Genomic DNA, 25510 nt, shown 5'->3' on the forward strand with positions numbered 1-25510 from the left:
ATGGCAGGTGTGCGGCACGATGACGGTTCAGGGTTGATCGCCCAGCGCCGTCCGGTCCGCGGCGAGGGTGCCACCCGCTCGCGCGGCCCATCCGGGCCATCCAATCGGAATGTTTCGGCAGCAGACGACCCGCGCCGGGTTGCGCTGCTGGCGGTGCACACCTCACCGCTGGCACAGCCGGGCACCGGTGACGCCGGCGGCATGAACGTCTACATGCTGCAAAGTGCGCTGCACCTGGCCCGTCGGGGCATCGAGGTGGAGATCTTCACCCGGGCCACCGCATCGGCAGATCCACCGGTGGTGCGGGTGGCACCCGGCGTGCTGGTGCGCAACGTGGTGGCGGGGCCCTTCGAGGGTTTGGACAAGTACGACCTGCCCACCCAGCTTTGTGCGTTCGCCGCCGGGGTGCTGCGCGCCGAGGCGGTCCACGAACCGGGTTACTACGACATCGTGCACTCGCACTACTGGCTGTCGGGTCAGGTCGGCTGGCTGGCGCGCGACCGCTGGGCGGTGCCGTTGGTGCACACCGCACACACGCTGGCCGCCGTGAAGAACGCGGCACTGGCCGACGGCGACGGACCCGAGCCGCCGCTGCGTACGGTCGGGGAGCAGCAGGTCGTCGATGAGGCGGATCGGTTGATCGTCAACACCGACGATGAAGCCAGGCAAGTGATTTCGCTTCATGGTGCCGATCCGGCACGAATCGACGTGGTCCATCCCGGTGTCGATCTGGACGTGTTCCGCCCGGGTGATCGGCGCGCGGCCCGGGCCGCGCTAGGACTACCAGTTGACGAGCGCGTGGTGGCCTTCGTCGGACGCATCCAGCCGCTGAAGGCACCCGACATTGTGCTGCGTGCGGCCGCCAAGTTGCCCGGGGTGCGCATCATCGTGGCCGGCGGACCGTCGGGCAGCGGTCTGGCTTCACCGGACGGACTGGCCCGGCTCGCCGACGAACTGGGCATCTCTGCACGGGTGACGTTTCTGCCGCCGCAGTCCCACACGGATCTGGCCACCTTGTTTCGGGCGGCGGACCTGGTTGCGGTGCCGAGCTACTCCGAGTCGTTCGGCCTGGTTGCTGTGGAGGCCCAAGCGTGCGGCACACCGGTGGTGGCCGCGGCGGTGGGCGGGCTGCCCGTCGCGGTGCGCGACGGGATCACCGGCACCCTGGTGTCCGGGCACGAGGTCGGTCAGTGGGCCGACGCCATCGATCACCTGCTGCGGTTGTGTGCCGGGCCACGGGGACGGGTGATGAGCCGGGCGGCGGCACGGCACGCCGCCACGTTCTCGTGGGAGAACACCACCGACGCGCTGTTGGCCAGTTATCGGCGTGCGATCGGCGAGTACAACGCCGAGCGCCAGCGCCGGGGCGGCGAGGTGATATCGGACCTGGTAGCGGTGGGCAAGCCCCGGCACTGGACGCCGCGTCGCGGGGTGGGCGCGTGACTTCCTCCTTGCCGACCGTGCAACGTGTGATCCAGAATGCGCTCGAGGTCAGCCAGCTGAAGTACTCCCAACACCCCCGCCCGGGCGGGGCGCCGCCCGCGCTGATCGTCGAGCTGCCGGGCGAACGCAAGCTCAAGATCAACACCATCCTGAGCGTCGGCGAGCATTCGGTGCGTGTCGAGGCGTTCGTGTGTCGCAAGCCTGACGAGAACCGCGAAGACGTATACCGGTTCCTGCTGCGGCGCAACCGCCGCCTGTATGGGGTCGCGTACACGCTGGACAATGTCGGCGACATCTACCTGGTGGGCCAGATGGCGCTGTCCGCAGTGGACGCCGACGAGGTTGACCGGGTGTTAGGGCAGGTGTTAGAGGTGGTGGATTCGGACTTCAATGCGTTGTTGGAGTTGGGATTTCGGTCGTCGATTCAACGAGAGTGGCAGTGGCGGTTATCTCGCGGTGAGTCGCTGCAGAACATGCAGGCCTTCGCTCACTTGCGCCCGACGACGATGCAGAGCGCGCAGCGCGATGAGAAGGAGTTGGGCGGTTAGGTCGAGCCCGACGACGATGCAGAGCGCGCAGCGCGATGAGAAGGAGTTGGGCGGTTAGGTCGAGCCCGACGACGATGCAGAGCGCGCAGCGCGATGAGAAATAGCACTCGTGGAGGTCAAGACGCCCGCCGGTGATGGGCTGGTGGCGCTCACCCCGTTCCGGACTCAGAAATTCGCGATCACAATTTGCGCGTTCAAGTCATTGGCATGCATGTGATGGTTTAGCGTTCCGCTGTGCCTCTTCAGGTGTTTGTCGGCTTCGTTGCCATGATGACGCTCAAGGTCGCGATCGGCCCGCAAAACGCATTTGTCCTGCGCCAAGGAATTAGGCGAGAATACGTGCTGGTCATTGTGGCGCTGTGCGGGATCGCTGATGGGGCACTGATTGCCGCGGGCGTTGGCGGCTTCGCTGCGCTGATTCACGCTCATCCCAATATGACTTTGGTTGCCCGATTTGGCGGCGCAGCGTTCTTGATTGGCTACGCGCTATTGGCCGCGCGGAACGCGTGGCGCCCGAGCGGGCTGGTGCCGTCGGAATCGGGGCCGGCTGCGCTGATCGGCGTGGTGCAAATGTGCCTGGTGGTGACCTTTCTCAACCCACACGTCTATCTGGACACTGTGGTGTTGATCGGTGCCCTCGCCAATGAGGAATCAGATCTGCGGTGGTTTTTCGGAGCCGGTGCCTGGGCCGCCAGCGTCGTATGGTTCGCCGTGTTGGGATTTAGCGCGGGCCGGCTACAGCCATTCTTCGCAACTCCAGCTGCTTGGCGCATTCTTGATGCGCTGGTTGCCGTGACGATGATTGGGGTCGCCGTCGTTGTGCTCGTCACGTCACCAAGTGTGCCGACGGCCAATGTCGCACTGATCATTTGACCACCTCGTAGGCCGCCCATGTATCGGCCTTGGTGAACCGGCCGTTACGGTGCCGACCACCTCGGCGGTATGAACGCGCTGCGCAGCGGACCGAGGAGAATTCGGGCATTTTGGTCCACGATGAGGAGTGCGGGAGTGCGTGAGAGACTTGCCGGTATGGCAAACACTGGCAGCCTGGTGTTGCTGCGCCACGGCGAGAGCGACTGGAATGCCCTCAACCTGTTCACCGGCTGGGTCGATGTCGGCCTGACGGACAAGGGCCAGGCAGAGGCGGTTCGAAGCGGCGAGCTGATCGCGGAACACGACCTATTGCCCGACGTGCTCTACACCTCGTTGCTGCGGCGCGCGATCACCACCGCGCATCTGGCGTTGGACAGCGCCGATCGGCTCTGGATTCCCGTGCGGCGTAGCTGGCGGCTCAACGAACGCCACTACGGCGCGCTGCAGGGTTTGGACAAGGCCGAGACCAAGGCCCGCTATGGCGAAGAGCAGTTCATGGCCTGGCGGCGCAGCTATGACACGCCGCCGCCGCCGATCGAGCGGGGCAGTCAGTTCAGCCAGGACGCCGACCCTCGTTACGCCGACATCGGCGGTGGCCCGCTCACCGAATGTCTGGCTGACGTGGTCGCCCGGTTTTTGCCATATTTCACCGACGTCATCGTTGGCGACTTGCGGGTCGGCAAGACGGTGCTGATCGTTGCCCACGGCAACTCGTTGCGCGCGCTGGTCAAGCACCTGGACCAGATGTCTGACGACGAAATCGTCGGACTGAACATCCCGACCGGAATTCCGCTGCGCTACGACCTGGATTCCGCGATGAGGCCGCTGGTGCGCGGTGGTACGTATCTGGACCCGGAGGCGGCAGCCGCCGGCGCCGCCGCGGTGGCCGGCCAGGGCCGCGGGTAATTGTTTGAGATCCCACCTGCCGGCGGTTTCGGCGGCTGATGGTGTGCTTTGGTGCGCTGTTTGCCAAACAGCATGTGAACGGTAACCGAACAGCTGTGGCGCAGTGTGTGACTTGTCCGATTTTGGCCTTGCCGCGCTAGGGCGACGTTCACCGGATTTGTAGGATTTTCCTTGTGACTGTGTTCTCGGCGCTGTTGCTGGCCGGGGTTTTGTCCGCGCTGGCACTGGCCGTCGGTGGTGCTGTTGGAATGCGGCTGACGTCGCGGGTCGTCGAACAGCGCCAACGGGTGGCCACGGAGTGGTCGGGAATCACGGTTTCGCAGATGCTGCAATGCATTGTCACGCTGATGCCGCTGGGCGCCGCGGTGGTGGACACCCATCGCGACGTTGTCTACCTCAACGAACGGGCCAAAGAGCTAGGTCTGGTGCGCGACCGCCAGCTCGATGATCAGGCCTGGCGGGCCGCCCGGCAGGCGCTGGGTGGTGAAGACGTCGAGTTCGACCTGTCGCCGCGCAAGCGGTCGGCCACGGGTCGATCCGGGCTATCAGTGCATGGGCATGCCCGGTTGCTGAGCGAGGAAGACCGCCGGTTCGCCGTGGTGTTCGTGCACGACCAGTCGGATTATGCGCGGATGGAGGCGGCTAGGCGTGACTTCGTGGCCAACGTCAGTCACGAGCTCAAGACGCCCGTCGGTGCCATGGCTCTACTCGCCGAGGCGCTGCTGGCGTCGGCCGACGACTCCGAAACCGTTCGGCGGTTCGCCGAGAAGGTGCTCATTGAGGCCAACCGGCTCGGTGACATGGTCGCCGAGTTGATCGAGCTATCCCGGCTACAGGGCGCCGAGCGGCTACCCAATATGACCGACGTCGACGTCGATACGATTGTGTCGGAAGCGATTTCACGCCATAAGGTGGCGGCGGACAACGCCGACATCGAAGTCCGCACCGACGCGCCCAGCAATCTGCGGGTGCTGGGCGACCAAACTCTGCTGGTTACCGCACTGGCAAACCTGGTGTCCAATGCGATTGCCTATTCGCCGCGCGGGTCGCTGGTGTCGATCAGCCGTCGCCGTCGCGGTGCCAACATCGAGATCGCCGTCACCGACCGGGGCATCGGCATCGCGCCGGAAGACCAGGAGCGGGTCTTCGAACGGTTCTTCCGGGGGGACAAGGCGCGCTCGCGTGCCACCGGAGGCAGCGGACTCGGGTTGGCCATCGTCAAACACGTCGCGGCTAATCACGACGGCACCATCCGCGTGTGGAGCAAACCGGGAACCGGGTCAACGTTCACCTTGGCTCTTCCGGCGTTGATCGAGGCCTATCACGACGACGAGCGACCCGAGCAGGCGCGAGAGCCCGAACTGCGGTCAAACAGGTCACAACGAGAGGAAGAGCTGAGCCGATGACCTGCGCCGACGACGATGCAGAGCGTAGCGATGAGGTGGGGGCACCACCCGCTTGCGGGGGAGAGTGGCGCTGATGACCTGCGCCGACGACGATGCAGAGCGTAGCGATGAGGAGGAGTGGCGCTGATGACCAGTGTGTTGATTGTGGAGGACGAGGAGTCGCTGGCCGATCCGCTGGCGTTTCTGCTGCGCAAGGAGGGCTTTGAGGCCACGGTGGTGACCGATGGTCCGGCAGCTCTCGCCGAGTTCGACCGGGCCGGCGCCGACATCGTCCTGCTCGATCTGATGCTGCCTGGGATGTCGGGTACCGATGTATGCAAGCAGTTGCGCGCTCGGTCCAGCGTTCCGGTGATCATGGTGACCGCCCGGGATAGCGAGATCGACAAGGTGGTCGGCCTGGAGCTGGGCGCTGACGACTACGTGACCAAGCCCTATTCGGCACGCGAGTTGATCGCACGCATCCGCGCGGTGCTGCGCCGTGGCGGCGACGACGACTCGGAGATGAGCGATGGCGTGCTGGAGTCCGGGCCGGTTCGCATGGATGTGGAGCGCCATGTCGTCTCGGTGAACGGTGACACCATCACGCTGCCGCTCAAGGAGTTCGACCTGCTGGAATACCTGATGCGCAACAGCGGGCGGGTGTTGACTCGCGGACAACTGATCGACCGGGTCTGGGGTGCGGACTACGTGGGCGACACCAAGACGCTCGACGTCCATGTCAAGCGGCTGCGCTCCAAGATCGAAGCCGACCCGGCTAACCCGGTTCACTTGGTGACGGTGCGCGGGCTGGGCTACAAACTCGAGGGCTAGCGGACGCCGACAACCTTGGCGACTGTCTGGTCGGCTACGGCCAGTGCCATCGCCATGATGGACAGCTGCGGGTTCACTTCCGGGCAGCTGGGCAGGATCGAGGCGTCGGCAACCCACACGCCCTCGACGCCGCGCAGCCGGCCCGTCGCGTCGACCGGACAAAGCTGCTCGTCGGCGCCGGCGGCCGCGGTGCCCGTCGGATGGAAGGCGGCCAGGTGCAGGCTTCTGGGGTTGGCTCGGCGCAGCACATCCTGCAGCTCGGGCAGGGACCGCATCGGTGGGGCGCCGGGGATACCGGTCAGCACCTCCACCGCGCCGGCGGCAAAGAGCAGCCGGCCAATGGCCTGCAGCGCGACCCGTAGCTTGGCGATGTCACCTGGAGCTATGTCATAGCGCACCACCGTCTCGCCGCGCACCGACCGCACCGTGCCGACGCCCCGATCGGCCACCATCGCCCCGAATGTTGCGATCTGCGGCGCCCGGTCGAGCCAGCGGAGCAGCTCGGCCCCGTAGCCGGGGAAGACCATCGACCCCATGCCCGGCGGTGTGGAGGTGGCCTCGATCAGCACGCCGTCGGATTCGTGAAACTCGTGAACCGCCGCGCTCTGCAGCACCCCGCGCCACGCGAAGACGTCGTCGTCGAAGAGCCCGGCCAGCATAGTTGCCGGGTGCAGCGCAAGGTTGTGGCCCAGTCGCGGGTGCCCACCAAGACCGCTGCGCCGCAACAGTCCTGGCGTCTCCGTCGCACCGGCGGCGACGACGACCGCGTCGGCCAGCACGTCGAGTGTGGTGCCGTCGGGCCGGCGGGCTCGCACGCCATAGGCCCGCCCGGCGCGGTGCAGGATCCGTTCGACCCGCGCCCAGGAGATGATCCGCGCGCCGGCCGCGCAGGCTTGCGGCAGGGCGTTGAGGTGCACGCCGAACTTGGCGTTGCTGGGGCAGCCGATCGCGCACTGGCAACAGCCACGGCACCCCGGCGCATTGCGCGGGATGGGCGCCGCCCGCCAGCCCAGCGACTTGGCGGCCTGCAGCAACAGGCGCCCGTTGCGGCCCATGATCTCCAGCGGCACCGGCGCAACCCGCAGTGTTTGCTCCGCATCGTCAAGACGACGTCCCAGCTGGTCGGGGTCGGCCAGGCCGAGACCGAACTCGTCACGCCAGCGCCGCTGCACGGCAAGTGAAGGCCGAAAGCAGGTGCCGGAGTTGACGACGGTGGTGCCGCCCACCGCCCGGCCCATCGGCAGCACCACCGCCGGTCGCCCGAGCGCGACGGTGGCCCCGGCGCCACGGTACAACCCGGCATAACGGTCGACCGGGTGGGTGCTACGGAACTCCTCGACCGTCCAGCGCCGTCCCTCTTCGAGCACGACCACGTCAAGGCCGGCCCGGGCCAGCGTGCGCGCGACCATCGCGCCGCCCGCCCCGGAGCCGACGACCACCGCATCGGCCCTGGTGACGGATGGGCTGTCCGCCGACAAGATGACGGTCAACTCCGCGTCGGGGCGCGCCGCGTCATGTTCCTGGGCGCGGGCGAGCAATTCGTGCGCGTAGGTGTCGGCGCCGTTGGCCAACAGCACGATCGCCTTCAACCCCTCCACGGCCGCAGCGACTTCCGGGCTCAGTGCGGCGATCCGGTGCAGCACCCGTGCCCGCTCGTCCGGGTGCAGTCGCGGTAGCGACCGGCCGGTGGTGAGGTAGCTGGCCGCCGCCAGTGAAGCCAGGCCGGCGCGCACCGCGAATCGTGAGGTCGCCGGCAGTCGTGTGACGTAGCGGTCAACGCGCTGCACGAATTGAGCCGGCAACGGGCCGCCGAGCTCCGGCGGCAGCAGCGCGGCGCCGAACGAGGCCAACGGATAGGACTTAGCCCGATCGGCGAGCCGGCTCATATCCGGCGCCCGAGCCGGCGGCCGAGCTTTATGAAGAACGGATACGTTGCGAAGATGGCAGCGGCCATCGCGTGCAGCGGCCACTCCGCGCGGGCCACATCCACGCTGAAAACCCCGCTGTTCCACATGAAATCGCGGCCGTTCTGTGCGCGAAATGGCCGCCACAGCATCCCGAGCCCGGGTACGTTGTGGTACAGCCCGAACGAAGCGCCGAAGAAGACGCCCAGGGCGGCGGCCTCGGCGGCATCGCGGCGGTCCACGGGCAGGCGTCGCTCGATGAGCACTCCGCAGACAAACAGCAGCGGCGGGTCGAGCAGGAAACTCATGCTGGCGTCCCTTCCTTGATAGCCGGTGCCGCGGTTCCCCGCAGGCCGACTTCGGCGTGTCCGGTGCCCAGCACCGACCAGTGCCGGCCACCGAGCTCGATGTGGATGTCGGCCTGCTCGGTGTTGGTGCACACCGCCTTGGCCCCGTCGGGATCGGTGTATCCCAGGCTTACGCACCGCTCCGGCGGCTGGTCTACCCGGATTAGCGCCTCCCGGCCGCCGATGCGTCCTTCCAGTTGCCAGTGCCGCACGCCGAGCGTTGTCCGCATTCGCAGCGACGGTAAAGGACTTGCGGGCCAATCCTTTCCGTCGATGCGGAAGCGAACGAACGCTAGCGGCGCGAGCCTGCGTAGGCCCGGCTTGTGTGATACCGCGGTCACCACCTCTAGGACGTCGCCGTCGCCGAGATCGGCATGGATCCATCCCCACCGCTTGGCATTGCCATGTCCGTAGATGTGGGCCACACCGCCGCGCCAGCTGTCGACGCGGTGGGTGGTTTCGCCGACGGCCAAGGAGCCAGCGAAGACGGCGGTGGGTGCGATCACCACTTGGGCGCCGGGCAGCAACTCGCGCTCCCAGGCCACGCGAGGAAACGTCCACAGTGGCGCCGCGGTGTCCTTCCAGGACAGCTCCCATGCGAGTGATCGGGTACGTCCGGTCAGCTCCGCTGGCGCCATTCGTACACCGGCGATGTCGAACCAGGCGGGGCCGGCCGCGGGTTGGGCGGGCTGGGGGCCGAAGCGCTCGGTGCCCGGCGGGGCATCCGGTGGAAACCAGGTCACCCAGCCGTGCGCGTAGGGCCCGCCTGTCGTCGGGGCCACCGTCTCACAGTGCACCCATAGGCCGGTACGCGTCAGTGGATCCGACAGAGTCGCATACCAGACTTCCAGGCGCCCGGCTGCACCGCGCCACCGCGGCAAGGCCGCCGACCGCGTTTCATCGTCCACTGCGGCACCTCCTGCTGGCTGAGTTGTCGATTCGCCCACTATATTGGTTGAGCCAATGAACCAGTCAAGTGTCTTTCAGCCGCCGGATCGGCAGCGGGTGGATGAGCGGATCGCGACGACGATCGCCGACGCCATCCTCGACGGCGTCTTCCCGCCGGGCTCGACCCTGCCGCCCGAGCGAGACCTGGCAGAGCGGCTCGGTGTCAACCGCACCTCGCTACGCCAGGGTCTGGCGCGACTGCAACAGATGGGCCTGATCGAGGTGCGGCACGGCAGCGGCAGTGTGGTCCGTGACCCCGAGGGGCTCACCCATCCCGCGGTGGTCGAGGCGCTGGTGCGCAAACTGGGCCCCGACTTCCTCGTCGAGTTGCTGGAGATCCGCGCGGCGTTAGGCCCGTTGATTGGCCGCCTGGCGGCCGCCCGGAGCACGCCCGAGGATGCCGAGGCGTTGTGTGCGGCGCTGGAAGTGGTGCAACAGGCGGACACGGCCGCGGCGCGGCAGGCAGCCGATCTTGCCTACTTCCGGGTGCTCATCCACAGCACTCGCAACCGCGCATTGGGGTTGCTCTACCGCTGGGTGGAGCACGCCTTCGGCGGCCGCGAGCATGCGCTCACCGGGGCCTACGACGACGCGGACCCAGTGTTGACCGACCTGCGGGCGATCAACGGGGCGGTGCTGGCCGGTGACCCGGCGGCCGCTGCCGCGACCGTCGAGGCGTATCTGAACGCCAGTGCGCTGCGCATGGTCAAGTCCTACCGCGACCGCGCTTAGCTACTGGGCCGCACGCGTCGCCGGATGTACGGCGATGAGCCCTAATTGACTGCGGCGCTTGCACATTGCTGCGAGTTCCCCATAGGCCTTCTCCCCGAGTAATTCGGTGAGTTCGTCGGCAAGGCTCTGCCACACCTGCTTGGTTCCGACATGGGCGGCCGGATCGCCGGTGCAATACCAGTGCAGGTCAGCACCACCCGAGCCCCAACCGCGGCGGTCATATTCGGTGAGGGTGGTCTTGAGGATTTCGGTGCCGTCGGGGCGGGTCACCCATTCCTGGCTGCGCCGGATCGGCAACTGCCAGCAGACATCGGGTTTCATCGTCAACGGCGGCACGCCCAGCTTGAGGGCTTTGCTGTGCAGCGCGCAGCCGGCGCCACCGGCGAACCCGGGCCGGTTCAAGAAGATACATGCGCCCTTGTGTTTGCGGGTGCGGTGCTGGGGTTGGCCGTCGTGCTCGTCGAGTTCCAGGTAGCCCTTGCGGCGCAGGCCCTTTGCCCGGAACTGCCAGTCGTCGTCGGTCAGCTTGTGCACCGCGTCGGCCAACCGGGTGCGGTCGTCGTCGTCGGACAGGAACGCACCGTGCGAACAACAGCCGTCGTTTGGCCGGCCCGCGACGGTGCCCTGGCAGGCGGGTGTGCCGAATACACACGCCCAGCGCGACAGCAACCAGGTAAGGTCGGCCGCGATCAGGTGCTCGGGATTGTCCGGGTCGTAGAACTCCACCCACTCACGGGCGAAGTCCAACTCGACTTCTTGCCCCGGGTGCACCGGTCTCCGTCGCGAATTTGCCACGGATTCAACGTTAGACCACGAAGCCCGCCGCGGGATTCCGCCATAGCCCAGCACGGCCGGCACATGCCACTGGGCGCCTTGCGCGGGTCGCCACACGCCCGTATCTTCGCCCGGCTAGTTTGTTTTCGTGCGATTGGGCGTGCTGGACGTGGGTAGCAACACGGTCCATCTGCTGGTGGTCGATGCCCACCGCGGCGGCCACCCGACCCCGATGAGCTCGACGAAGGCCACGCTGCGGCTGGCCGAGGCCACCGACAGCTCGGGCAAGATCACCAAGCGCGGAGCCGACAAGCTGATTTCCACCATCGACGAATTCGCCAAGATTGCCATCAGCTCGGGCTGTGCCGAGCTGATGGCCTTCGCCACGTCGGCGGTCCGCGACGCCGAGAATTCCGAGGACGTCCTGTCCCGGGTGCGCAAAGAGACCGGTGTCGAGTTGCAGGCGCTGCGTGGGGAGGACGAGTCACGGCTGACCTTCCTGGCCGTGCGACGATGGTACGGGTGGAGCGCTGGGCGCATCCTCAACCTCGACATCGGCGGCGGCTCGCTGGAAGTGTCCAGTGGCGTGGACGAGGAGCCCGAGATTGCGTTATCGCTGCCCCTGGGCGCCGGACGGTTGACCCGAGAGTGGCTGCCCGACGATCCGCCGGGCCGGCGCCGGGTGGCGATGCTGCGAGACTGGCTGGATGCCGAGCTGGCCGAGCCCAGTGTGACCGTCCTGGAAGCCGGCAGCCCCGACCTGGCGGTCGCAACGTCGAAGACGTTTCGCTCGTTGGCGCGACTAACCGGTGCGGCCCCATCCATGGCCGGGCCGCGGGTGAAGAGGACCCTAACGGCAAATGGTCTGCGGCAACTCATCGCGTTTATCTCTAGGATGACGGCGGTTGACCGTGCAGAACTGGAAGGGGTAAGCGCCGACCGAGCGCCGCAGATTGTGGCCGGCGCCCTGGTGGCAGAGGCGAGCATGCGAGCACTGTCGATTGAAGCGGTGGAAATCTGCCCGTGGGCGCTGCGGGAAGGTCTCATCTTGCGCAAACTCGACAGCGAAGCCGACGGCACCGCCCTCATCGAGTCTTCGTCTGTGCACACTTCGGTGCGTGCCGTCGGAGGTCAGCCAGCTGATCGGAACGCGGCCAACCGATCGAGAGGCAGCAAACCATGACGGGACCACACCCCGAGACAGAGAGCTCCGGTAACCGGCAGATCTCGGTGGCCGAGTTGCTGGCCAGGCAAGGGGTCACCGGCGCCCCGGCCCGACGGCGCCGGCGGCGACGCGGCGATAGTGACGCCATCACGGTCGCCGAGCTGACCGGTGAGATTCCGATCATTCGTGACGACCATCACCACGCCGGCCCGGACGCGCACGCGAGCCAGTCTCCGGCGGCTAACGGGCGAGTCCAGGTTGGCGAAGCTGCCCCACAGTCGCCGGCGGAACCAGTCGCCGAGCAGGTTGCCGAAGAGCCAACGAGAACCGTGTACTGGTCGCAACCCGAGCCGCGCTGGCCCAAGTCCCCCCCGCAGGACCGGCGCGAGTCCGGGCCCGAGCTTAGCGAGTACCCGCGGCCACTGCGCCACACGCATAGCGACAGAGCACCCGCGGGGCCGCCGTCCGGTGCCGAACACATGAGTCCGGATCCGGTCGAGCACTACCCCGATCTCTGGGTGGATGTCCTGGACACCGAGGTGGGCGAAGCGGAAGCCGCGACCGGGGTGCGCGAAGCGCAACCTGGGCGCGGCGAGCGCCACGCCGCAGCGGCGGCGGCCGGCACCGACGTCGAGGGTGATGGTGCGGCCGAGGCGCGGGTTGCCCGTCGTGCCCTGGACGTGGTCCCGACGCTGTGGCGCGGCGCGTTGGTCGTGCTGCAGTCGATCCTGGCCGTTGCCTTCGGTGCCGGGTTGTTCATCGCCTTCGACCAGTTGTGGCGCTGGAACAGCATAGTGGCGCTAGTGCTATCGGTGATGGTCATCCTTGGCCTAGTGGTCTCGGTGCGGGCAGTCCGCAAGACCGAAGACATCGCCAGTACGTTGATCGCGGTTGCGGTGGGGGCGCTGATTACCCTGGGACCGCTGGCCTTGTTGCAATCGGGCTAGCCGCCACCACACACAGTGCGCCCAGCAATCAAAGTCGGCTTGTCGACGGCCTCGGTGTACCCGTTGCGGGCCGAGGCCGCGTTCGAGTACGCCGACAGGCTTGGCTACGACGGGGTCGAGCTGATGGTCTGGGGTGAATCGGTCAGTCAGGACATCGATGCCGTCCGGAAGCTGTCGCGCCGCTACCGCGTGCCGGTGTTGTCGGTGCACGCTCCGTGCCTACTCATCTCGCAGCGGGTGTGGGGCGCCAATCCGATCCTCAAGTTGGACCGCAGTGTGCGGGCCGCCGAACAACTGGGCGCGCAAACGGTCGTCGTGCATCCGCCGTTCCGCTGGCAACGACGCTACGCCGAGGGGTTCAGCGATCAGGTTGCCGCCCTAGAAGCGGCCAGCACCGTGATGGTGGCCGTTGAAAACATGTTTCCCTTCCGAGCGGACCGGTTTTTCGGGGCCGGCCAGTCCCGGGAACGGATGCGTAAGCGGGGTGGTGGCCCAGGTCCGGCGATCTCGGCGTTCGCGCCGTCCTACGACCCGCTGGACGGCAACCACGCGCATTACACGCTGGACCTCTCGCACACCGCGACTGCGGGCACCGACTCGCTGGATATGGCGCGGCGGATGGGCCCAGGGCTGGTGCACCTGCACCTGTGTGACGGCAGCGGCCTGCCCGCCGACGAGCACCTGGTGCCCGGCCGCGGTACCCAGCCGACCGCCGAGGTGTGCCAGATGCTGGCCGGCAGCGGCTTCGTCGGCCACGTCGTGTTGGAGGTGTCCACCTCAAGCGCGCGTTCGGCCAATGAACGCGAATCCATGCTGGCCGAGTCGTTGCAGTTCGCCCGCACTCACCTGCTGCGTTGATATGCCGGGAACACTATGAACGCGTTGTTCACCACGGCGATGGCGCTGCGCCCGCTTGACTCCGATCCCGGCAATCCGGCGTGCCGGGTTTTTGAAGGCGAGCTGAACGAGCACTGGACCATCGGGCCCAAGGTGCACGGCGGTGCGATGGTGGCGCTGTGTGCCAATGCCGCCCGCACCGCTTACGGCGCGGCCGGACAGCAGCCCATGCGGCAACCGGTCGCAGTGTCGGCGAGCTTTCTGTGGGCGCCGGATCCGGGGACGATGCGGTTGGTGACGTCGATCCGCAAGCGTGGTCGCCGGATTAGCGTGGCCGATGTCGAGCTCACCCAGGGTGGCCGCACAGCGGTGCACGCCGTGGTCACCCTGGGTGAGCCGGAGCATTTTCTCCCCGGCGTTGATGGGAGCGGCGGGGCCAGTGGAACCGCGCCGCTGCTGTCGGCGAATCCGGTGGTGGAGCTGATGGCACCGGAACCGCCCGAGGGAGTCGTGCCGATCGGTCCCGGCCATCAGCTGGCCGGGCTGGTGCACTTAGGCGAAGGCTGCGATGTCCGGCCGGTGTTGTCGACGTTGCGGTCCGCGACCGATGGGCGGCCACCGGTGATTCAGCTGTGGGCGCGTCCACGCGGCGTTGCTCCGGACGCGCTGTTCGCTCTGTTGTGCGGGGACTTGTCGGCCCCGGTGACCTTCGCGGTGGACCGCACCGGCTGGGCGCCTACAGTTGCGCTCACCGCCTATCTTCGGGCCCTGCCCGCCGACGGCTGGCTGCGAGTGCTCTGCACCTGCGTCGAAATCGGGCAGGACTGGTTTGACGAGGACCACATCGTCGTCGACCGGTTGGGCCGCATCGTGGTGCAGACGCGCCAACTGGCGATGGTGCCTGCCCAGTAGCACGGATCGGCCGAGCTGTTTGCGATGCTTTTCGGCATGGCAAGGATCGCGATTATCGGCGGCGGCAGCATCGGTGAGGCATTGCTGTCGGGTCTGCTGCGGGCGGGCCGGCAGGTCAAAGACCTGGTAGTGGCCGAGCGGATGCCCGATCGCGCCAACTACCTGGCGCAGACCTATTCGGTGTTGGTGACGTCGGCGGCCGACGCGGTGGAGAACGCGACGTTCGTCGTCGTCGCGGTCAAACCAGCCGACGTCGAGCCGGTGATCGCGGATCTGGCGAACGCGACTGCGGCGGCCGAAAACGACAGTGCTGAGCAGGTGTTCGTCACCGTGGTAGCGGGCATCACGATCGCGTATTTCGAATCCAAGCTACCGGCCGGGACGCCAGTGGTGCGTGCGATGCCGAACGCGGCGGCATTGGTGGGAGCGGGGGTTACAGCGCTGGCCAAAGGCCGCTTTGTCACCCCGCAACAGCTTGAGGAGGTCTCGGCCTTGTTCGACGCGGTCGGCGGCGTGCTGACCGTTCCGGAATCGCAGTTGGACGCGGTGACCGCGGTGTCCGGCTCGGGTCCGGCCTATTTCTTTCTGCTGGTCGAGGCCCTGGTGGATGCCGGAGTCGGGGTGGGCTTGAGCCGTCAGGTAGCCACCGATCTCGCCGCGCAGACAATGGCTGGCTCAGCGGCGATGCTGCTGGAGCGGATGGACCAAGACCAGGGTGGCGCCAATGGCGAGCTGATGGGGCTGCGCGTGGACCTTACCGCATCACGGCTGCGCGCCGCGGTTACCTCGCCGGGCGGTACGACCGCCGCTGCGCTGCGGGAACTCGAACGCGGCGGGTTTCGGATGGCTGTCGACGCGGCGGTTCAAGCCGCCAAAAGCCGCTCTGAGCAGCTCAGAATTACACCGGAATGATTCACGAATTTTGAACTGATTATCCCTCACCAGTACCAGTAACCCCACTAGTCCCGCTATTCTCCTCTTTGTAAGCGCGTGTGGGTGCCAGCGGAGGGGAAGCCGCTGGGACTGCGCGTGCCTGACACGATTGGGTTGCGATGACGTCTACGAACGGGCCATCGGCGCGGGATACCGGTTTTGTTGAGGGCCAGCAGGCCAAGACACAACTTCTCACCGTGGCCGAAGTGGCGGCCCTGATGCGGGTGTCCAAGATGACGGTGTACCGGCTGGTGCACAATGGCGAACTGCCCGCGGTTCGGGTCGGGCGGTCATTCCGGGTGCATGCCAAGGCCGTCCACGACATGTTGGAGACTTCGTACTTCGACGCGGGCTAGTTGCCGGCCGCACGCGGCCGGAGTCCGCCTGACCGATCTGGCAATGCTCGGGCGCTGCCGGTTTGGTGTTCCGTGCGACCGCCCGGGTAGAGTGTCCGGGTCAGATAGCCGTATAGATGGCGGGGTCATGGGTTCAGTAATCAAGAAGCGGCGCAAGCGCATGTCCAAGAAAAAGCATCGCAAGCTGCTGCGTCGCACCCGGGTGCAGCGCAGGAAACTGGGCAAATAGGTTGCGAGCAGACCCCGCCAGCTCGACCGTCACGCGCTTGTAACGCCGCCGTTTCGCCTGGCCGTTAGGCTGTCGGAGTGAGTTCGTCGAACGGGCGCGGTGGCGCCGGAGGAGTCGGCGGCAGCAGTGAGCACCCGCAGTACCCCAAAGTTGTGCTGGTGACCGGTGCTTGCCGTTTCCTAGGCGGCTACCTGACCGCACGGCTTGCCCAGAACCCGCTGATCAACCGGGTCATCGCGGTGGACGCGATCGCGCCGAGCAAGGACATGCTGCGCCGGATGGGCCGAGCCGAATTTGTTCGCGCTGATATCCGAAACCCATTCATCGCCAAGGTGATTCGCAATGGCGAGGTGGACACGGTGGTGCACGCCGCGGCGGCCTCGTATGCGCCGCGGTCCGGCGGCAGTGCGGCATTGAAGGAACTTAACGTGATGGGCGCGATGCAACTGTTCGCCGCCTGCCAAAAGGCGCCCTCGGTCCGCCGGGTCGTGCTGAAGTCGACCTCTGAGGTTTACGGATCGAGCCCACACGATCCGGTGATGTTCACCGAGGACAGCAGCAGTCGACGTCCTTTCAGCCAAGGTTTCCCTAAGGACAGTCTCGATATCGAGGGCTACGTGCGCGCGCTGGGCCGACGCCGCCCCGATATTGCAGTGACTATCCTGCGGCTGGCCAACATGATCGGCCCGGCGATGGACACCACGCTTTCACGATATCTGGCCGGGCCGCTGGTCCCGACGATCTTCGGCCGTGATGCGCGACTGCAGTTGCTGCACGAGCAGGATGCGCTGGGTGCGTTGGAGCGCGCGGCGATGGCCGGCAAGGCCGGAACGTTCAACATCGGAGCCGACGGCATCCTCATGCTGTCGCAGGCGATCCGGCGGGCCGGGCGAATTCCGGTGCCGGTGCCAGGGTTTGGGGTATGGGCTCTGGATTCGCTGAGGCGAGCGAATCACTACACCGAGCTGAATCGTGAGCAATTCGCTTACCTGAGTTATGGCCGGGTTATGGACACCACCAGAATGCGCGTCGAACTGGGTTACCAGCCGAAGTGGACGACCGTCGAGGCGTTCGATGACTATTTTCGCGGCCGCGGCCTGACTCCCATTATTGACCCACATCGGGTACGCTCCTGGGAGGGTCGCGCCGTAGGTTTAGCGCAGCGCTGGGGTAGCCGAAATCCAATTCCATGGAGCGGACTCAGATAGGTTTGGATGGGTAACGTGGCGGGCGAAACCAGAGCGAATGTCATTCCACTGCACACAAATCGGAGCCGGGTAGCGGCGCGCAGGCGTGCCGGTCAACGGGCAGAGTCCCGGCAGCATCCGTCGTTGCTGTCCGATCCAAATGACCGGGCGTCGGCCGAGCAGATCGCCGCCGTTGTCCGGGAAATCGACGAACACCGGCGCGCTGCGGGTGCCACGACCTCGTCCACCGAGGCCACGCCCAACGACCTTGCGCAACTCGTCGCCGCGGTTGCTGGATTTCTCCGACAGCGCCTGACCGGTGACTACAGCGTCGACGAATTCGGGTTCGACCCGCACTTCAACAGCGCCATCGTGCGACCCTTGCTGCGATTCTTCTTCAAGTCATGGTTTCGGGTCGAAGTCAGTGGTGTCGAGAACATCCCGCGCGATGGTGCGGCGCTGGTGGTGGCCAATCACGCAGGTGTGTTGCCGTTTGACGGGTTGATGTTGTCGGTGGCCGTCCACGACGAGCACCCGGCGCATCGGGATCTGCGGCTGCTTGCCGCCGACATGGTGTTCGACCTCCCCGTGATCGGCGAAGCCGCCCGCAAGGCGGGTCATACCATGGCGTGTACGACGGATGCGCACCGGTTGCTTGCCTCCGGCGAACTCACCGCGGTGTTCCCCGAGGGATACAAGGGGCTGGGTAAGCGTTTCGAGGACCGTTACCGGTTACAGCGGTTTGGTCGCGGCGGCTTCGTATCGGCCGCGCTACGGACCAAGGCGCCGATTGTGCCGTGTTCGATCATCGGCTCCGAAGAGATCTACCCCATGCTGACCGATGTCAAGCTGCTGGCTCGGCTGTTCGGCCTGCCGTACTTCCCGATTACGCCGTTGTTCCCGTTGGCTGGACCGGTCGGGCTAGTGCCGTTGCCCTCGAAATGGCGCATCGCGTTCGGTGAGCCGATCTGCACCGCCGACTACGCCTCCACCGACGCCGACGACCCGATGGTGACGTTCGAGTTGACCGATCAGGTGCGCGAGACGATCCAGCAGACGCTATACCGACTGCTTGCCGGCCGTCGCAACATCTTTTTCGGCTGACCCTTATTTGACCAGAGTGAACTGGCAGACGTCCGTGTACTTGTCGCGGAACAGGTCTGAGCAGCCACGTAGGTAGTGCATGTAGATGTCGTACGTCTCCTGGCCCTTGAGGGCGATCGCCTCATCTTTGTGCGCCTGTAGCGCATCCGCCCAGGCGTTCAGGGTCGGCACGTAGTTGGCCCCGATCCGGTGGTAGCGCTCGACCTTCCATCCGGCGTTGGAGGAGTAATAGTCCACCTGCGAGATCCTGGGCAGCCGCCCGCCCGGGAAGATCTCGGTCAGGATGAACTTGATGAAGCGCAGCAGGCTCATCGGAGACGTCAAGCCGAGCTCCTGGGCTTCCTCTTTGTCCGGGATAGTGATGGTGTGCAGCAGCATCCGGCCGTCGTCGGGCGTCAAATTGTAGAACTTCTTGAAGAAGGTGTCGTAGCGCTCGAACCCGGCGTCCCCGGCACCGTCGGCGAAATGCTCAAACGCACCGAGTGACACGATGCGGTCGACCGGCTCGTCGAACTCCTCCCAGCCCTGGATTCGCACCTCTTTTCGGCGGGGGCTGTCGACCTCTTCGAACATCGCCTTGTCGTGGGCGTACTGGTTTTCGCTCAGGGTCAAGCCGATGACGTCGACGTCGTACTCGGCGACCGCGTCTCGCATGGTGGAACCCCAGCCGCAGCCGATGTCGAGCAGCGTCATGCCGGGCTCAAGGTTCAGCTTGTCCAGTGCCAGCTTGCGCTTCGCGTACTGCGCCTCTTCCAGCGTCATATCGGGACGTTCGAAGTAGGCGCAGCTGTACGTCATCGATGGGTCAAGCCAGAGCTTGAAGAACTCGTTCGATTTGTCGTAGTGGGATCGGACTGCTTCGACCGGCGGCTTGAGCTGCGTGCCGCTTGTCGTGTCGCCCTGTGACGTCATTGAACGGACCCTACTTTCCCCACTAGATCGATGCAATCGCCGCCACCGTTGCATCGGCATCGGCTTCGTGGTGGGCCGCTTCTCCCAACATGGTGACGACACTGGTGACCACAGGCTTTCCTTCGGCGTCGGTAACTTCGCTTCGGATCTCGGCGAGCACCGTGCCGTGGGATTCGATGACGGAGTCAAGATAGGTGTCGAAGTACAGCTTGTCGTTGGCCAGGATCGGCCGGTGGAAGCGGAACTTCTGGTCGCGATGAAAGACCCGGGCGATGTTGATCGGGATATTGAACTTGGTGAAGATCTCCAGCTGCACGCGCCGGCCGGCGATCGCCAGGAAGGTCAGCGGGGCTACCAGCGCGGGGTAACCGGCCGCTGCGGCATCCGGCTCGCTGTAGTGGGTCGGGTGGTCGTCTTTGACCGCGACCGCGAACTCGCGGATCTTCTCGCGCCCCACCAGAAAGTGGTCCGGTGCCCGATAATGCTTGCCGATCAGTGTCTGGGCTTCTTCGGGAACTGTCATGCCGCTGCCGCCCTCCGCTCGAATAGTTGCTAGGCCCTATTGCCCGGCTCCTCCTCGCCCCGCTGCGCGGGCCGCATCGTCGCTAGGCTGGGCCCTATTGCCCGGCTCCTCCTCGCCCCGCTGCGCGGGCCGCATCGTCGCTAGGCTGGGCCCTATTGCCCGGCTCCTCCTCGCCCCGCTGCGCGGGCCGCATCGTCGCTAGGCTGGGCCCTATTGCCCGGCTCCTCCTCGCCCCGCTGCGCGGGCCGCATCGTCGCTAGGCTGGGCCCTATTGCCCGGCTCCTCCTCGCCCCGCTGCGCGGGCCGCATCGTCGCTAGGCTGGGCCCTATTGCCCGGCTCCTCCTCGCCCCGCTGCGCGGGCCGCATCGTCGCTAGGCTGGGCCCTATTGCCCGGCTCCTCCTCGCCCCGCTGCGCGGGCCGCATCGTCGCCAGGCTGGGCCCTATTGCCCGGCTCCTCCTCGCCCCGCTGCGCGGGCCGCATCGTCGCCAGGCTGGGCCCTATTGCCCGGCTCCTCCTCGCCCCGCTGCGCGGGCCGCATCGTCGCCAGGCTGGGCCCTATTGCCCGGCTCCTCCTCGCCCCGCTGCGCGGGCCGCATCGTCGCCAGGCTGGGCCCTATTGCCCGGCTCCTCCTCGCCCCGCTGCGCGGGCCGCATCGTCGCCAGGCTGGGCCCTATTGCCCGGCTCCTCCTCGCCCCGCTGCGCGGGCCGCATCGTCGCCAGGCTAACGGCGCAGCTTATCAGCGTGATTGGCGTCTAGAGGCTAGAGCCGCCAACGCGCCGCCGGCCGCACCCAGCGCCAGGGCTGACGGAACCCCGATCCGAGCGGCCTTGCGGGCGATTCGGAAATCACGGATCTCCCACCCCCGTTCCCGGGCCAGGCTGCGCAGGCGGGCGTCGGGGTTGATGGCGACCGCGGTGCCCACCAGCGACAGCATCGGGACGTCGTTGTAGCTGTCGGAGTAGGCGGTGCAGCGTTTGAGATTGAGTCCCTCCCGGATGGCCAGCGACCGCACCGCGTGTGCCTTGCCAGTGCCGTGCAGGATCTCGCCGACCAGTCTGCCGGTGAATATCCCGTCGACCGACTCGGCGACGGTGCCCAGGGCGCCGGTTAGGCCGAGCCGGCGGGCGATGGTGGCCGCGAGTTCGTATGGGGTAGCGGTGATCAGCCATACCTGCTGGCCGGCGTCCAGGTGCATCTGGGTGAGTTCGCGGGTGCCGGCCCAGATCTTGTCGGCGATGATCTCGTCGTAAATCTCCTCTCCCAAGGCCACCAACTCCGCGACGGATCGGCCCTCGATGAACGCGAGCGCCTTGCGCCGGCCAGCGGCGACGTCGTTGCTGTTCTCCTTGCCAAGTAGCTGGAACTTGGCCTGAGCGTAAAGAAATCCGAGGACGTCGCGGTAGGTGAAGTAGTGGCGAGCGGCTAGCCCGCGGCCGAAGTGCACCGCCGACGAGCCCTGAACCAAGGTGTTGTCCACGTCGAAGAAGGCGGCTGCGGTCAGGTCGATCGGCGGCTGCCGATCGCTGTCGGCGGCGGCGACGGGGGCCGGCATGTCCACCGGCGAGTGGCTGGCGCTGGCATCGGGTGGCGGCGGGTCGGCCGGCGAAGCCAGGTCGACGTGACCGGCCTGGTCTGGGCTACCCAGGTGGGAGGAAACCATCATTACTCCTAATCGCGGTGCCTGCCCGGTGGCCGATGCTGCGGCCGTTATCAACCCTATCCGGCAAATGCGTGGCGGAGCTCTTGGCTGGCGCGGATTGACCTGCAAGCCCCAGCGCGGTATCGAAATTCGCGAGGCCGCAGCGACTTTCGTCGTGAACACGACCCGCAGCGGTTCCGGGCCAACATGTCAGCCCCATACCGGTACGCGCAAAGCTGGGTACGTGAAATCCTGAATTCTTCAGCCTGTCAACGGTAGCGTCTACGCTAGCTAACGCAACGAGACATCCGATTACTACGCACGTTAGGACATTTCAGGAGGTATCGGGAGGCCTAAGGGTCACTAGGTCCGCGCGATGGGCGGAACACGAGGGTGAGGATGATTTCGGTTAGCGGCGCCGTGAAACGCATGTGGTTGCTGCTGGCCATCGTCGTGGTGGCCGTTGTCGGGGGGCTTGGTATCTATCGGCTGCACAGCATCTTCGGTGTTCACGAGCAACCCACTGTCATGGTCAAGCCTGATTTCGACGTCCCGCCGTTCAACCCCAAGCGGGTGACCTACGAAGTCTTTGGCCCCGCCAAGACCGCAAAGATCGCCTACCTGGACCCTGATGCCCGGGTGCATCGACTCGATAGCGTGTCCCTGCCGTGGTCCGTCACGGTCGAGACGACGCTGCCCGCGGTCAGTGTCAACCTCATGGCGCAGAGTAACGCCGACGTGATCAGCTGCCGGATCATCGTCAACGGCGCCGTTAAGGACGAAAGGTCTGAGACCTCGCCGCGAGCGCTAACCTCCTGCCAGGTGTCATCCGGATGAGCGAAAGACACGCCGCACTGACGTCACTGCCGCCCATTCTGCCGCGGCTGATCCGCCGGTTTGCGGTGGTGATCGTCCTGCTCTGGCTGGGCTTCACCGCCTTTGTCAATCTCGCCGTACCGCAACTGGAAGTGGTCGGAAAAGCACACTCGGTATCGATGAGCCCCAGCGACGCCGCATCGATTCAGGCGATCAAGCGCGTTGGTCAGGTGTTCGGTGAGTTTGATTCCGATAACGCGGTGACGATCGTGCTGGAAGGCGACCAGCCACTCGGTGGGGACGCGCACCGGTTCTATAGCGATCTGATGCGGAAGCTTTCCGCCGATACCCGCCATGTCGCGCACATCCAGGACTTCTGGGGGGATCCGCTGACAGCCGCGGGATCCCAAAGTGCGGATGATCGGGCCGCCTACGTCGTGGTGTACCTCGTCGGTAACAACGAAACCGAAGCGTATGACTCGGTCCACGCGGTGCGGCACATGGTGGACACCACACCGCCACCGCACGGGGTGAAGGCCTATGTCACCGGTCCGGCAGCACTCAATGCCGACCAGGCCGAGGCCGGAGACAAAAGTATCGCTAAGGTCACCGCGATCACGAGCATGGTGATCGCGGCAATGTTGCTATTGATCTATCGCTCCGTAATTACCGCGGTTCTCGTCTTGATCATGGTCGGCATCGACCTCGGCGCAATCCGCGGATTCATCGCCTTGCTCGCCGACCACAACATTTTCAGCCTTTCAACATTTGCGACCAACCTGCTCGTTCTCATGGCGATTGCGGCGAGCACGGACTACGCGATATTCATGCTCGGCCGTTACCACGAATCGCGCTACGCCGGCGAGGATCGGGAAACGGCCTTCTACACGATGTTTCACGGGACCGCCCACGTGATCTTGGGTTCGGGTTTGACCATTGCCGGCGCCATGTATTGCCTCAGCTTTGCCCGGCTTCCGTATTTTGAAACGCTCGGCGCGCCCATTGCTATCGGCATGCTGGTCGCGGTCTTGGCGGCGCTCACGCTCGGCCCGGCCGTACTGACCGTGGGCAGCTTCTTCAAGCTGTTCGATCCCAAGCGGCGGATGAACACTCGGCGGTGGCGCCGGGTGGGAACGGCAATTGTGCGTTGGCCCGGGCCGGTGCTCGCGGCGACATGCTTGGTCGCCTCCATTGGCTTGCTGGCCTTGCCCAGTTACCGGACAACGTATGATCTGCGCAAGTTCATGCCCGCCAGCATGCCGTCCAATGTGGGGGATGCGGCGGCTGGTCGACACTTTTCACGGGCTCGGCTGAACCCTGAGGTGCTGTTGATCGAGACTGACCACGATATGCGTAATCCGGTGGACATGCTGGTGTTGGACAAGGTAGCCAAAAATATCTACCACAGTCCCGGTATTGAACAAGTGAAAGCGATAACCCGGCCCTTGGGAACGACCATCAAGCACACTTCGATACCGTTCATCATCAGCATGCAGGGCGTGAATAGTAGCGAGCAAATGGAATTCATGAAGGACCGAATTGATGACATACTGGTGCAGGTGGCTGCGATGAATACCTCCATCGAGACGATGCATCGCATGTATGCACTCATGGGCGAGGTCATTGACAACACCGTCGACATGGATCATCTCACGCATGATATGTCGGACATAACGGCTACGCTAAGAGATCATCTCGCGGATTTCGAGGATTTCTTCCGGCCTATTCGCAGCTACTTCTACTGGGAAAAACATTGTTTCGACGTTCCGCTCTGCTGGTCGATAAGATCGATATTCGATATGTTTGACAGTGTGGACCAGCTGAGCGAAAAGCTCGAGTACCTGGTCAAGGATATGGATATTCTGATTACACTGTTGCCGCAGATGCGCGCGCAGATGCCGCCGATGATATCTGCGATGACGACGATGCGGGACATGATGCTTATCTGGCATGGCACGCTTGGCGCGTTCTATAAGCAACAGGAGAGGAATAACAAGGACCCCGGCGCGATGGGCCGGGTTTTTGACGCCGCCCAGATCGATGATTCGTTCTATCTGCCGCAGTCGGCTTTTGAGAATCCGGATTTCAAGCGGGGGCTGAAGATGTTTTTGTCTCCGGACGGCAAGGCAGCCCGCTTTGTCATTGCTCTGGAGGGAGATCCCGCAACGCCCGAGGGCATCTCTCGGGTCGAGCCGATCAAGCGGGAGGCTAGAGAGGCCATAAAGGGAACTCCATTGCAGGGCGCTGCGATCTATCTGGGTGGCACCGCGGCGACGTTCAAGGATATTCGAGAGGGCGCCAGATACGATCTGCTGATCGCCGGAGTGGCGGCGATAAGCTTGATTTTGATCATCATGATGATCATCACCCGAAGTGTGGTAGCCGCAGTGGTTATCGTGGGTACCGTCGTGCTTTCCATGGGCGCCTCTTTCGGGCTTTCCGTATTGGTCTGGCAGGACATTCTGGGTATCGAGTTGTACTGGATGGTGTTGGCGATGTCGGTGATCCTGCTCCTGGCGGTGGGATCCGACTACAATCTGCTGCTGATTTCCCGGTTGAAAGAGGAAATTGGGGCCGGATTGAACACCGGAATTATCCGTGCCATGGCTGGTACCGGGGGAGTGGTGACGGCTGCCGGCATGGTGTTCGCCGTTACCATGTCGTTGTTTGTGTTCAGCGATTTGCGGATTATTGGTCAGATCGGTACCACCATCGGCCTGGGCTTGCTGTTCGACACCCTCGTCGTGCGCTCGTTCATGACACCGTCCATTGCTGCGCTGCTGGGACGCTGGTTCTGGTGGCCGCTACGGGTGCGCCCGCGCCCGGCCAGTCAGATGCTTCGGCCGTTCGCGCCGCGCCGATTGGTTCGCGCCTTGTTGCTGCCGTCCGGCCAGCACCCGTCAGCGACTGGCGCCCATGAGTAGGCCCCAGGTGGAGCTTTTGACTCGCGCCGGGTGCGCGATCTGCGTGCGGGTAGCGGAGCAGCTGGCCGAACTGTCCAGCGAACTGGGCTTCGACATGATGACGATCGACGTTGATGTCGCGGCGTCGACGGGCAATCCAGGGCTGCGAGCTGAGTTTGGCGATCGGTTGCCGGTGGTCCTGCTGGATGGCCGCGAGCATAGCTACTGGGAGGTCGACGAGCACCGGCTGCGTGCGGATATAGCCCGCAGCACATTTGGTAGCCCACCTGATAAACGTCTACCGTAGACACCAGTTTTACTGGGGTAGTCGAGGGAGCTGGCCAGGTGGTG

The 25510-nt window shown here is 65.4% G+C and carries 26 protein-coding genes; 19 read left to right on the forward strand and 7 right to left on the reverse strand.

The genetic code is table 11. The features are described from left to right. The 6 genes from mshA to regX all read left to right on the forward strand — a co-directional run bounded on the left by mshA (position 1) and on the right by regX (position 5986). Positions 1-1443 (forward strand): D-inositol-3-phosphate glycosyltransferase, encoded by a 1443-nt coding sequence (gene mshA, locus MCAN_RS02520; protein WP_014000256.1) that lies wholly within the window; start codon positions 1-3, stop codon positions 1441-1443. Further along, the gene (locus tag MCAN_RS02525; RefSeq protein WP_014000257.1) at positions 1440-1991 is read left to right on the forward strand and encodes a type III secretion system chaperone family protein; all 552 of its coding nucleotides are present in this window, start codon (positions 1440-1442) and stop codon (positions 1989-1991) included. Before mshA ends, MCAN_RS02525 begins: the two co-directional genes overlap by 4 nt. A 267-nt stretch (positions 1992-2258) precedes the next feature. Further along, complete coding sequence (lysE, locus tag MCAN_RS02530) at positions 2259-2864, forward strand: L-lysine exporter (protein ID WP_003402377.1); 606 nt, start codon at positions 2259-2261, stop codon at positions 2862-2864. Between the two features lie 156 nt (positions 2865-3020). Then, the gene (locus MCAN_RS02535; RefSeq protein WP_003402379.1) at positions 3021-3770 is read left to right on the forward strand and encodes a phosphoglyceromutase; all 750 of its coding nucleotides are present in this window, start codon (positions 3021-3023) and stop codon (positions 3768-3770) included. Between the two features lie 173 nt (positions 3771-3943). Next, entirely contained in the window at positions 3944-5176 is a 1233-nt protein-coding gene (senX3, locus tag MCAN_RS02540; protein WP_003402390.1) for a two-component system sensor histidine kinase SenX3, read from the forward strand. Positions 5177-5302: 126 nt separating this feature from the next. Further along, positions 5303-5986 (forward strand): two-component sensory transduction protein RegX, encoded by a 684-nt coding sequence (regX, locus tag MCAN_RS02545; RefSeq protein ID WP_003402393.1) that lies wholly within the window; start codon positions 5303-5305, stop codon positions 5984-5986. On the opposite strand, the gene MCAN_RS02550 is transcribed toward regX, so the two are convergent. The 3 genes from MCAN_RS02550 to MCAN_RS02560 are packed head-to-tail and all read right to left on the reverse strand — an operon-like array spanning position 5983 to position 9145. Continuing rightward, positions 5983-7872: a GMC family oxidoreductase gene (locus MCAN_RS02550; RefSeq protein ID WP_014000258.1), complete on the reverse strand. Its 1890-nt coding sequence runs from the start codon at positions 7870-7872 to the stop codon at positions 5983-5985. The genes regX and MCAN_RS02550 overlap by 4 nt on opposite strands. Then, complete coding sequence (locus MCAN_RS02555) at positions 7869-8198, reverse strand: hypothetical protein (RefSeq protein WP_003402400.1); 330 nt, start codon at positions 8196-8198, stop codon at positions 7869-7871. The genes MCAN_RS02550 and MCAN_RS02555 overlap by 4 nt, the downstream gene beginning before the upstream one ends. After that, positions 8195-9145 carry a hypothetical protein gene (locus MCAN_RS02560; protein WP_003918084.1) on the reverse strand — a complete coding sequence of 317 codons (951 nt, stop codon included), beginning with the start codon at positions 9143-9145 and terminating at the stop codon, positions 8195-8197. Before MCAN_RS02560 ends, MCAN_RS02555 begins: the two co-directional genes overlap by 4 nt. Positions 9146-9200: 55 nt before the next feature. Here MCAN_RS02560 and MCAN_RS02565 point away from each other — a divergent pair, with 55 nt between their 5' ends. Further along, entirely contained in the window at positions 9201-9917 is a 717-nt protein-coding gene (locus MCAN_RS02565) for a FadR/GntR family transcriptional regulator (protein WP_003898483.1), read from the forward strand. Here the strand turns inward: MCAN_RS02565 and MCAN_RS02570 are convergent, their stop codons facing one another. After that, a complete protein-coding gene (locus tag MCAN_RS02570) occupies positions 9918-10712 on the reverse strand; it encodes a hypothetical protein (RefSeq protein ID WP_023637344.1) in 795 nt (264 codons plus the stop codon). Between the two features lie 127 nt (positions 10713-10839). Between MCAN_RS02570 and ppx1 the strand changes: the two genes are divergently transcribed. The 9 genes from ppx1 to MCAN_RS02615 all read left to right on the forward strand — a co-directional run bounded on the left by ppx1 (position 10840) and on the right by MCAN_RS02615 (position 18361). Next, entirely contained in the window at positions 10840-11874 is a 1035-nt protein-coding gene (ppx1, locus tag MCAN_RS02575) for an exopolyphosphatase Ppx1 (RefSeq protein ID WP_003402419.1), read from the forward strand. After that, positions 11871-12803: a membrane protein gene (locus MCAN_RS02580; protein WP_014000260.1), complete on the forward strand. Its 933-nt coding sequence runs from the start codon at positions 11871-11873 to the stop codon at positions 12801-12803. The genes ppx1 and MCAN_RS02580 overlap by 4 nt, the downstream gene beginning before the upstream one ends. A 15-nt stretch (positions 12804-12818) precedes the next feature. After that, complete coding sequence (locus MCAN_RS02585; RefSeq protein ID WP_003402432.1) at positions 12819-13661, forward strand: sugar phosphate isomerase/epimerase family protein; 843 nt, start codon at positions 12819-12821, stop codon at positions 13659-13661. Between the two features lie 15 nt (positions 13662-13676). Next, entirely contained in the window at positions 13677-14552 is an 876-nt protein-coding gene (locus MCAN_RS02590; RefSeq protein ID WP_003402433.1) for a thioesterase family protein, read from the forward strand. A 36-nt stretch (positions 14553-14588) separates the two neighbouring features. After that, positions 14589-15464 (forward strand): pyrroline-5-carboxylate reductase, encoded by an 876-nt coding sequence (gene proC, locus MCAN_RS02595; RefSeq protein WP_171355219.1) that lies wholly within the window; start codon positions 14589-14591, stop codon positions 15462-15464. A 140-nt stretch (positions 15465-15604) separates the two neighbouring features. Continuing rightward, positions 15605-15841: a cell division/environmental response transcriptional regulator gene (locus MCAN_RS02600; RefSeq protein ID WP_003402437.1), complete on the forward strand. Its 237-nt coding sequence runs from the start codon at positions 15605-15607 to the stop codon at positions 15839-15841. Between the two features lie 127 nt (positions 15842-15968). Beyond that, the gene (locus MCAN_RS02605; RefSeq protein WP_003402602.1) at positions 15969-16070 is read left to right on the forward strand and encodes a 30S ribosomal protein bS22; all 102 of its coding nucleotides are present in this window, start codon (positions 15969-15971) and stop codon (positions 16068-16070) included. A 77-nt stretch (positions 16071-16147) separates the two neighbouring features. Beyond that, positions 16148-17278, forward strand: coding sequence for an SDR family oxidoreductase (locus MCAN_RS02610; protein WP_003402607.1), 1131 nt, complete (start codon positions 16148-16150; stop codon positions 17276-17278). Between the two features lie 6 nt (positions 17279-17284). Continuing rightward, positions 17285-18361 (forward strand): lysophospholipid acyltransferase family protein, encoded by a 1077-nt coding sequence (locus tag MCAN_RS02615; protein ID WP_003898486.1) that lies wholly within the window; start codon positions 17285-17287, stop codon positions 18359-18361. Positions 18362-18364: 3 nt separating this feature from the next. Here the strand turns inward: MCAN_RS02615 and cmaA2 are convergent, their stop codons facing one another. From cmaA2 to MCAN_RS02630, 3 genes are all read right to left on the reverse strand, one after another. Then, the gene (gene cmaA2 / locus MCAN_RS02620; protein WP_014000261.1) at positions 18365-19273 is read right to left on the reverse strand and encodes a cyclopropane mycolic acid synthase CmaA2; all 909 of its coding nucleotides are present in this window, start codon (positions 19271-19273) and stop codon (positions 18365-18367) included. Positions 19274-19295: 22 nt separating this feature from the next. Continuing rightward, complete coding sequence (locus tag MCAN_RS02625) at positions 19296-19796, reverse strand: FAS1-like dehydratase domain-containing protein (protein ID WP_003402626.1); 501 nt, start codon at positions 19794-19796, stop codon at positions 19296-19298. 741 nt (positions 19797-20537) lie between these two features. Continuing rightward, positions 20538-21446, reverse strand: a complete 909-nt coding sequence (locus tag MCAN_RS02630; protein ID WP_407635596.1) for an HAD family hydrolase — start codon at positions 21444-21446, stop codon at positions 20538-20540. 387 nt (positions 21447-21833) lie between these two features. Between MCAN_RS02630 and MCAN_RS02635 the strand changes: the two genes are divergently transcribed. Genes MCAN_RS02635 through MCAN_RS02645 form a run of 3 tightly spaced genes read left to right on the forward strand, consistent with a single transcriptional unit; the run spans position 21834 to position 25466 of the window. Next, positions 21834-22277, forward strand: coding sequence for an MmpS family protein (locus MCAN_RS02635; protein ID WP_014000262.1), 444 nt, complete (start codon positions 21834-21836; stop codon positions 22275-22277). Beyond that, entirely contained in the window at positions 22274-25180 is a 2907-nt protein-coding gene (gene mmpL2 / locus MCAN_RS02640; protein ID WP_014000263.1) for an RND transporter MmpL2, read from the forward strand. Before MCAN_RS02635 ends, mmpL2 begins: the two co-directional genes overlap by 4 nt. Next, positions 25173-25466, forward strand: coding sequence for a glutaredoxin family protein (locus MCAN_RS02645; protein WP_003402695.1), 294 nt, complete (start codon positions 25173-25175; stop codon positions 25464-25466). The genes mmpL2 and MCAN_RS02645 overlap by 8 nt, the downstream gene beginning before the upstream one ends. Positions 25467-25510 lie beyond the last annotated feature (44 nt).

It is taken from the genome of Mycobacterium canetti CIPT 140010059 (assembly GCF_000253375.1).
Classification (GTDB): domain Bacteria; phylum Actinomycetota; class Actinomycetes; order Mycobacteriales; family Mycobacteriaceae; genus Mycobacterium; species Mycobacterium tuberculosis.

Coding starts and splice junctions, on each gene's coding strand:
- MCAN_RS02615 (WP_003898486.1), top strand. CDS start 17,285: ATGGGTAACGTGGCGGGCGAAACCAGAGCGAATGTCATTCCACTGCAC.
- MCAN_RS02625 (WP_003402626.1), bottom strand. CDS start 19,796: ATGACAGTTCCCGAAGAAGCCCAGACACTGATCGGCAAGCATTATCGG.
- MCAN_RS02555 (WP_003402400.1), bottom strand. CDS start 8,198: ATGAGTTTCCTGCTCGACCCGCCGCTGCTGTTTGTCTGCGGAGTGCTC.
- MCAN_RS02590 (WP_003402433.1), top strand. CDS start 13,677: ATGAACGCGTTGTTCACCACGGCGATGGCGCTGCGCCCGCTTGACTCC.
- regX (WP_003402393.1), top strand. CDS start 5,303: ATGACCAGTGTGTTGATTGTGGAGGACGAGGAGTCGCTGGCCGATCCG.
- MCAN_RS02535 (WP_003402379.1), top strand. CDS start 3,021: ATGGCAAACACTGGCAGCCTGGTGTTGCTGCGCCACGGCGAGAGCGAC.
- MCAN_RS02645 (WP_003402695.1), top strand. CDS start 25,173: ATGAGTAGGCCCCAGGTGGAGCTTTTGACTCGCGCCGGGTGCGCGATC.
- proC (WP_171355219.1), top strand. CDS start 14,589: ATGGCAAGGATCGCGATTATCGGCGGCGGCAGCATCGGTGAGGCATTG.
- MCAN_RS02550 (WP_014000258.1), bottom strand. CDS start 7,872: ATGAGCCGGCTCGCCGATCGGGCTAAGTCCTATCCGTTGGCCTCGTTC.
- lysE (WP_003402377.1), top strand. CDS start 2,259: ATGATGACGCTCAAGGTCGCGATCGGCCCGCAAAACGCATTTGTCCTG.
- MCAN_RS02600 (WP_003402437.1), top strand. CDS start 15,605: ATGACGTCTACGAACGGGCCATCGGCGCGGGATACCGGTTTTGTTGAG.
- cmaA2 (WP_014000261.1), bottom strand. CDS start 19,273: ATGACGTCACAGGGCGACACGACAAGCGGCACGCAGCTCAAGCCGCCG.
- mshA (WP_014000256.1), top strand. CDS start 1: ATGGCAGGTGTGCGGCACGATGACGGTTCAGGGTTGATCGCCCAGCGC.
- MCAN_RS02580 (WP_014000260.1), top strand. CDS start 11,871: ATGACGGGACCACACCCCGAGACAGAGAGCTCCGGTAACCGGCAGATC.
- mmpL2 (WP_014000263.1), top strand. CDS start 22,274: ATGAGCGAAAGACACGCCGCACTGACGTCACTGCCGCCCATTCTGCCG.
- MCAN_RS02565 (WP_003898483.1), top strand. CDS start 9,201: ATGAACCAGTCAAGTGTCTTTCAGCCGCCGGATCGGCAGCGGGTGGAT.
- MCAN_RS02605 (WP_003402602.1), top strand. CDS start 15,969: ATGGGTTCAGTAATCAAGAAGCGGCGCAAGCGCATGTCCAAGAAAAAG.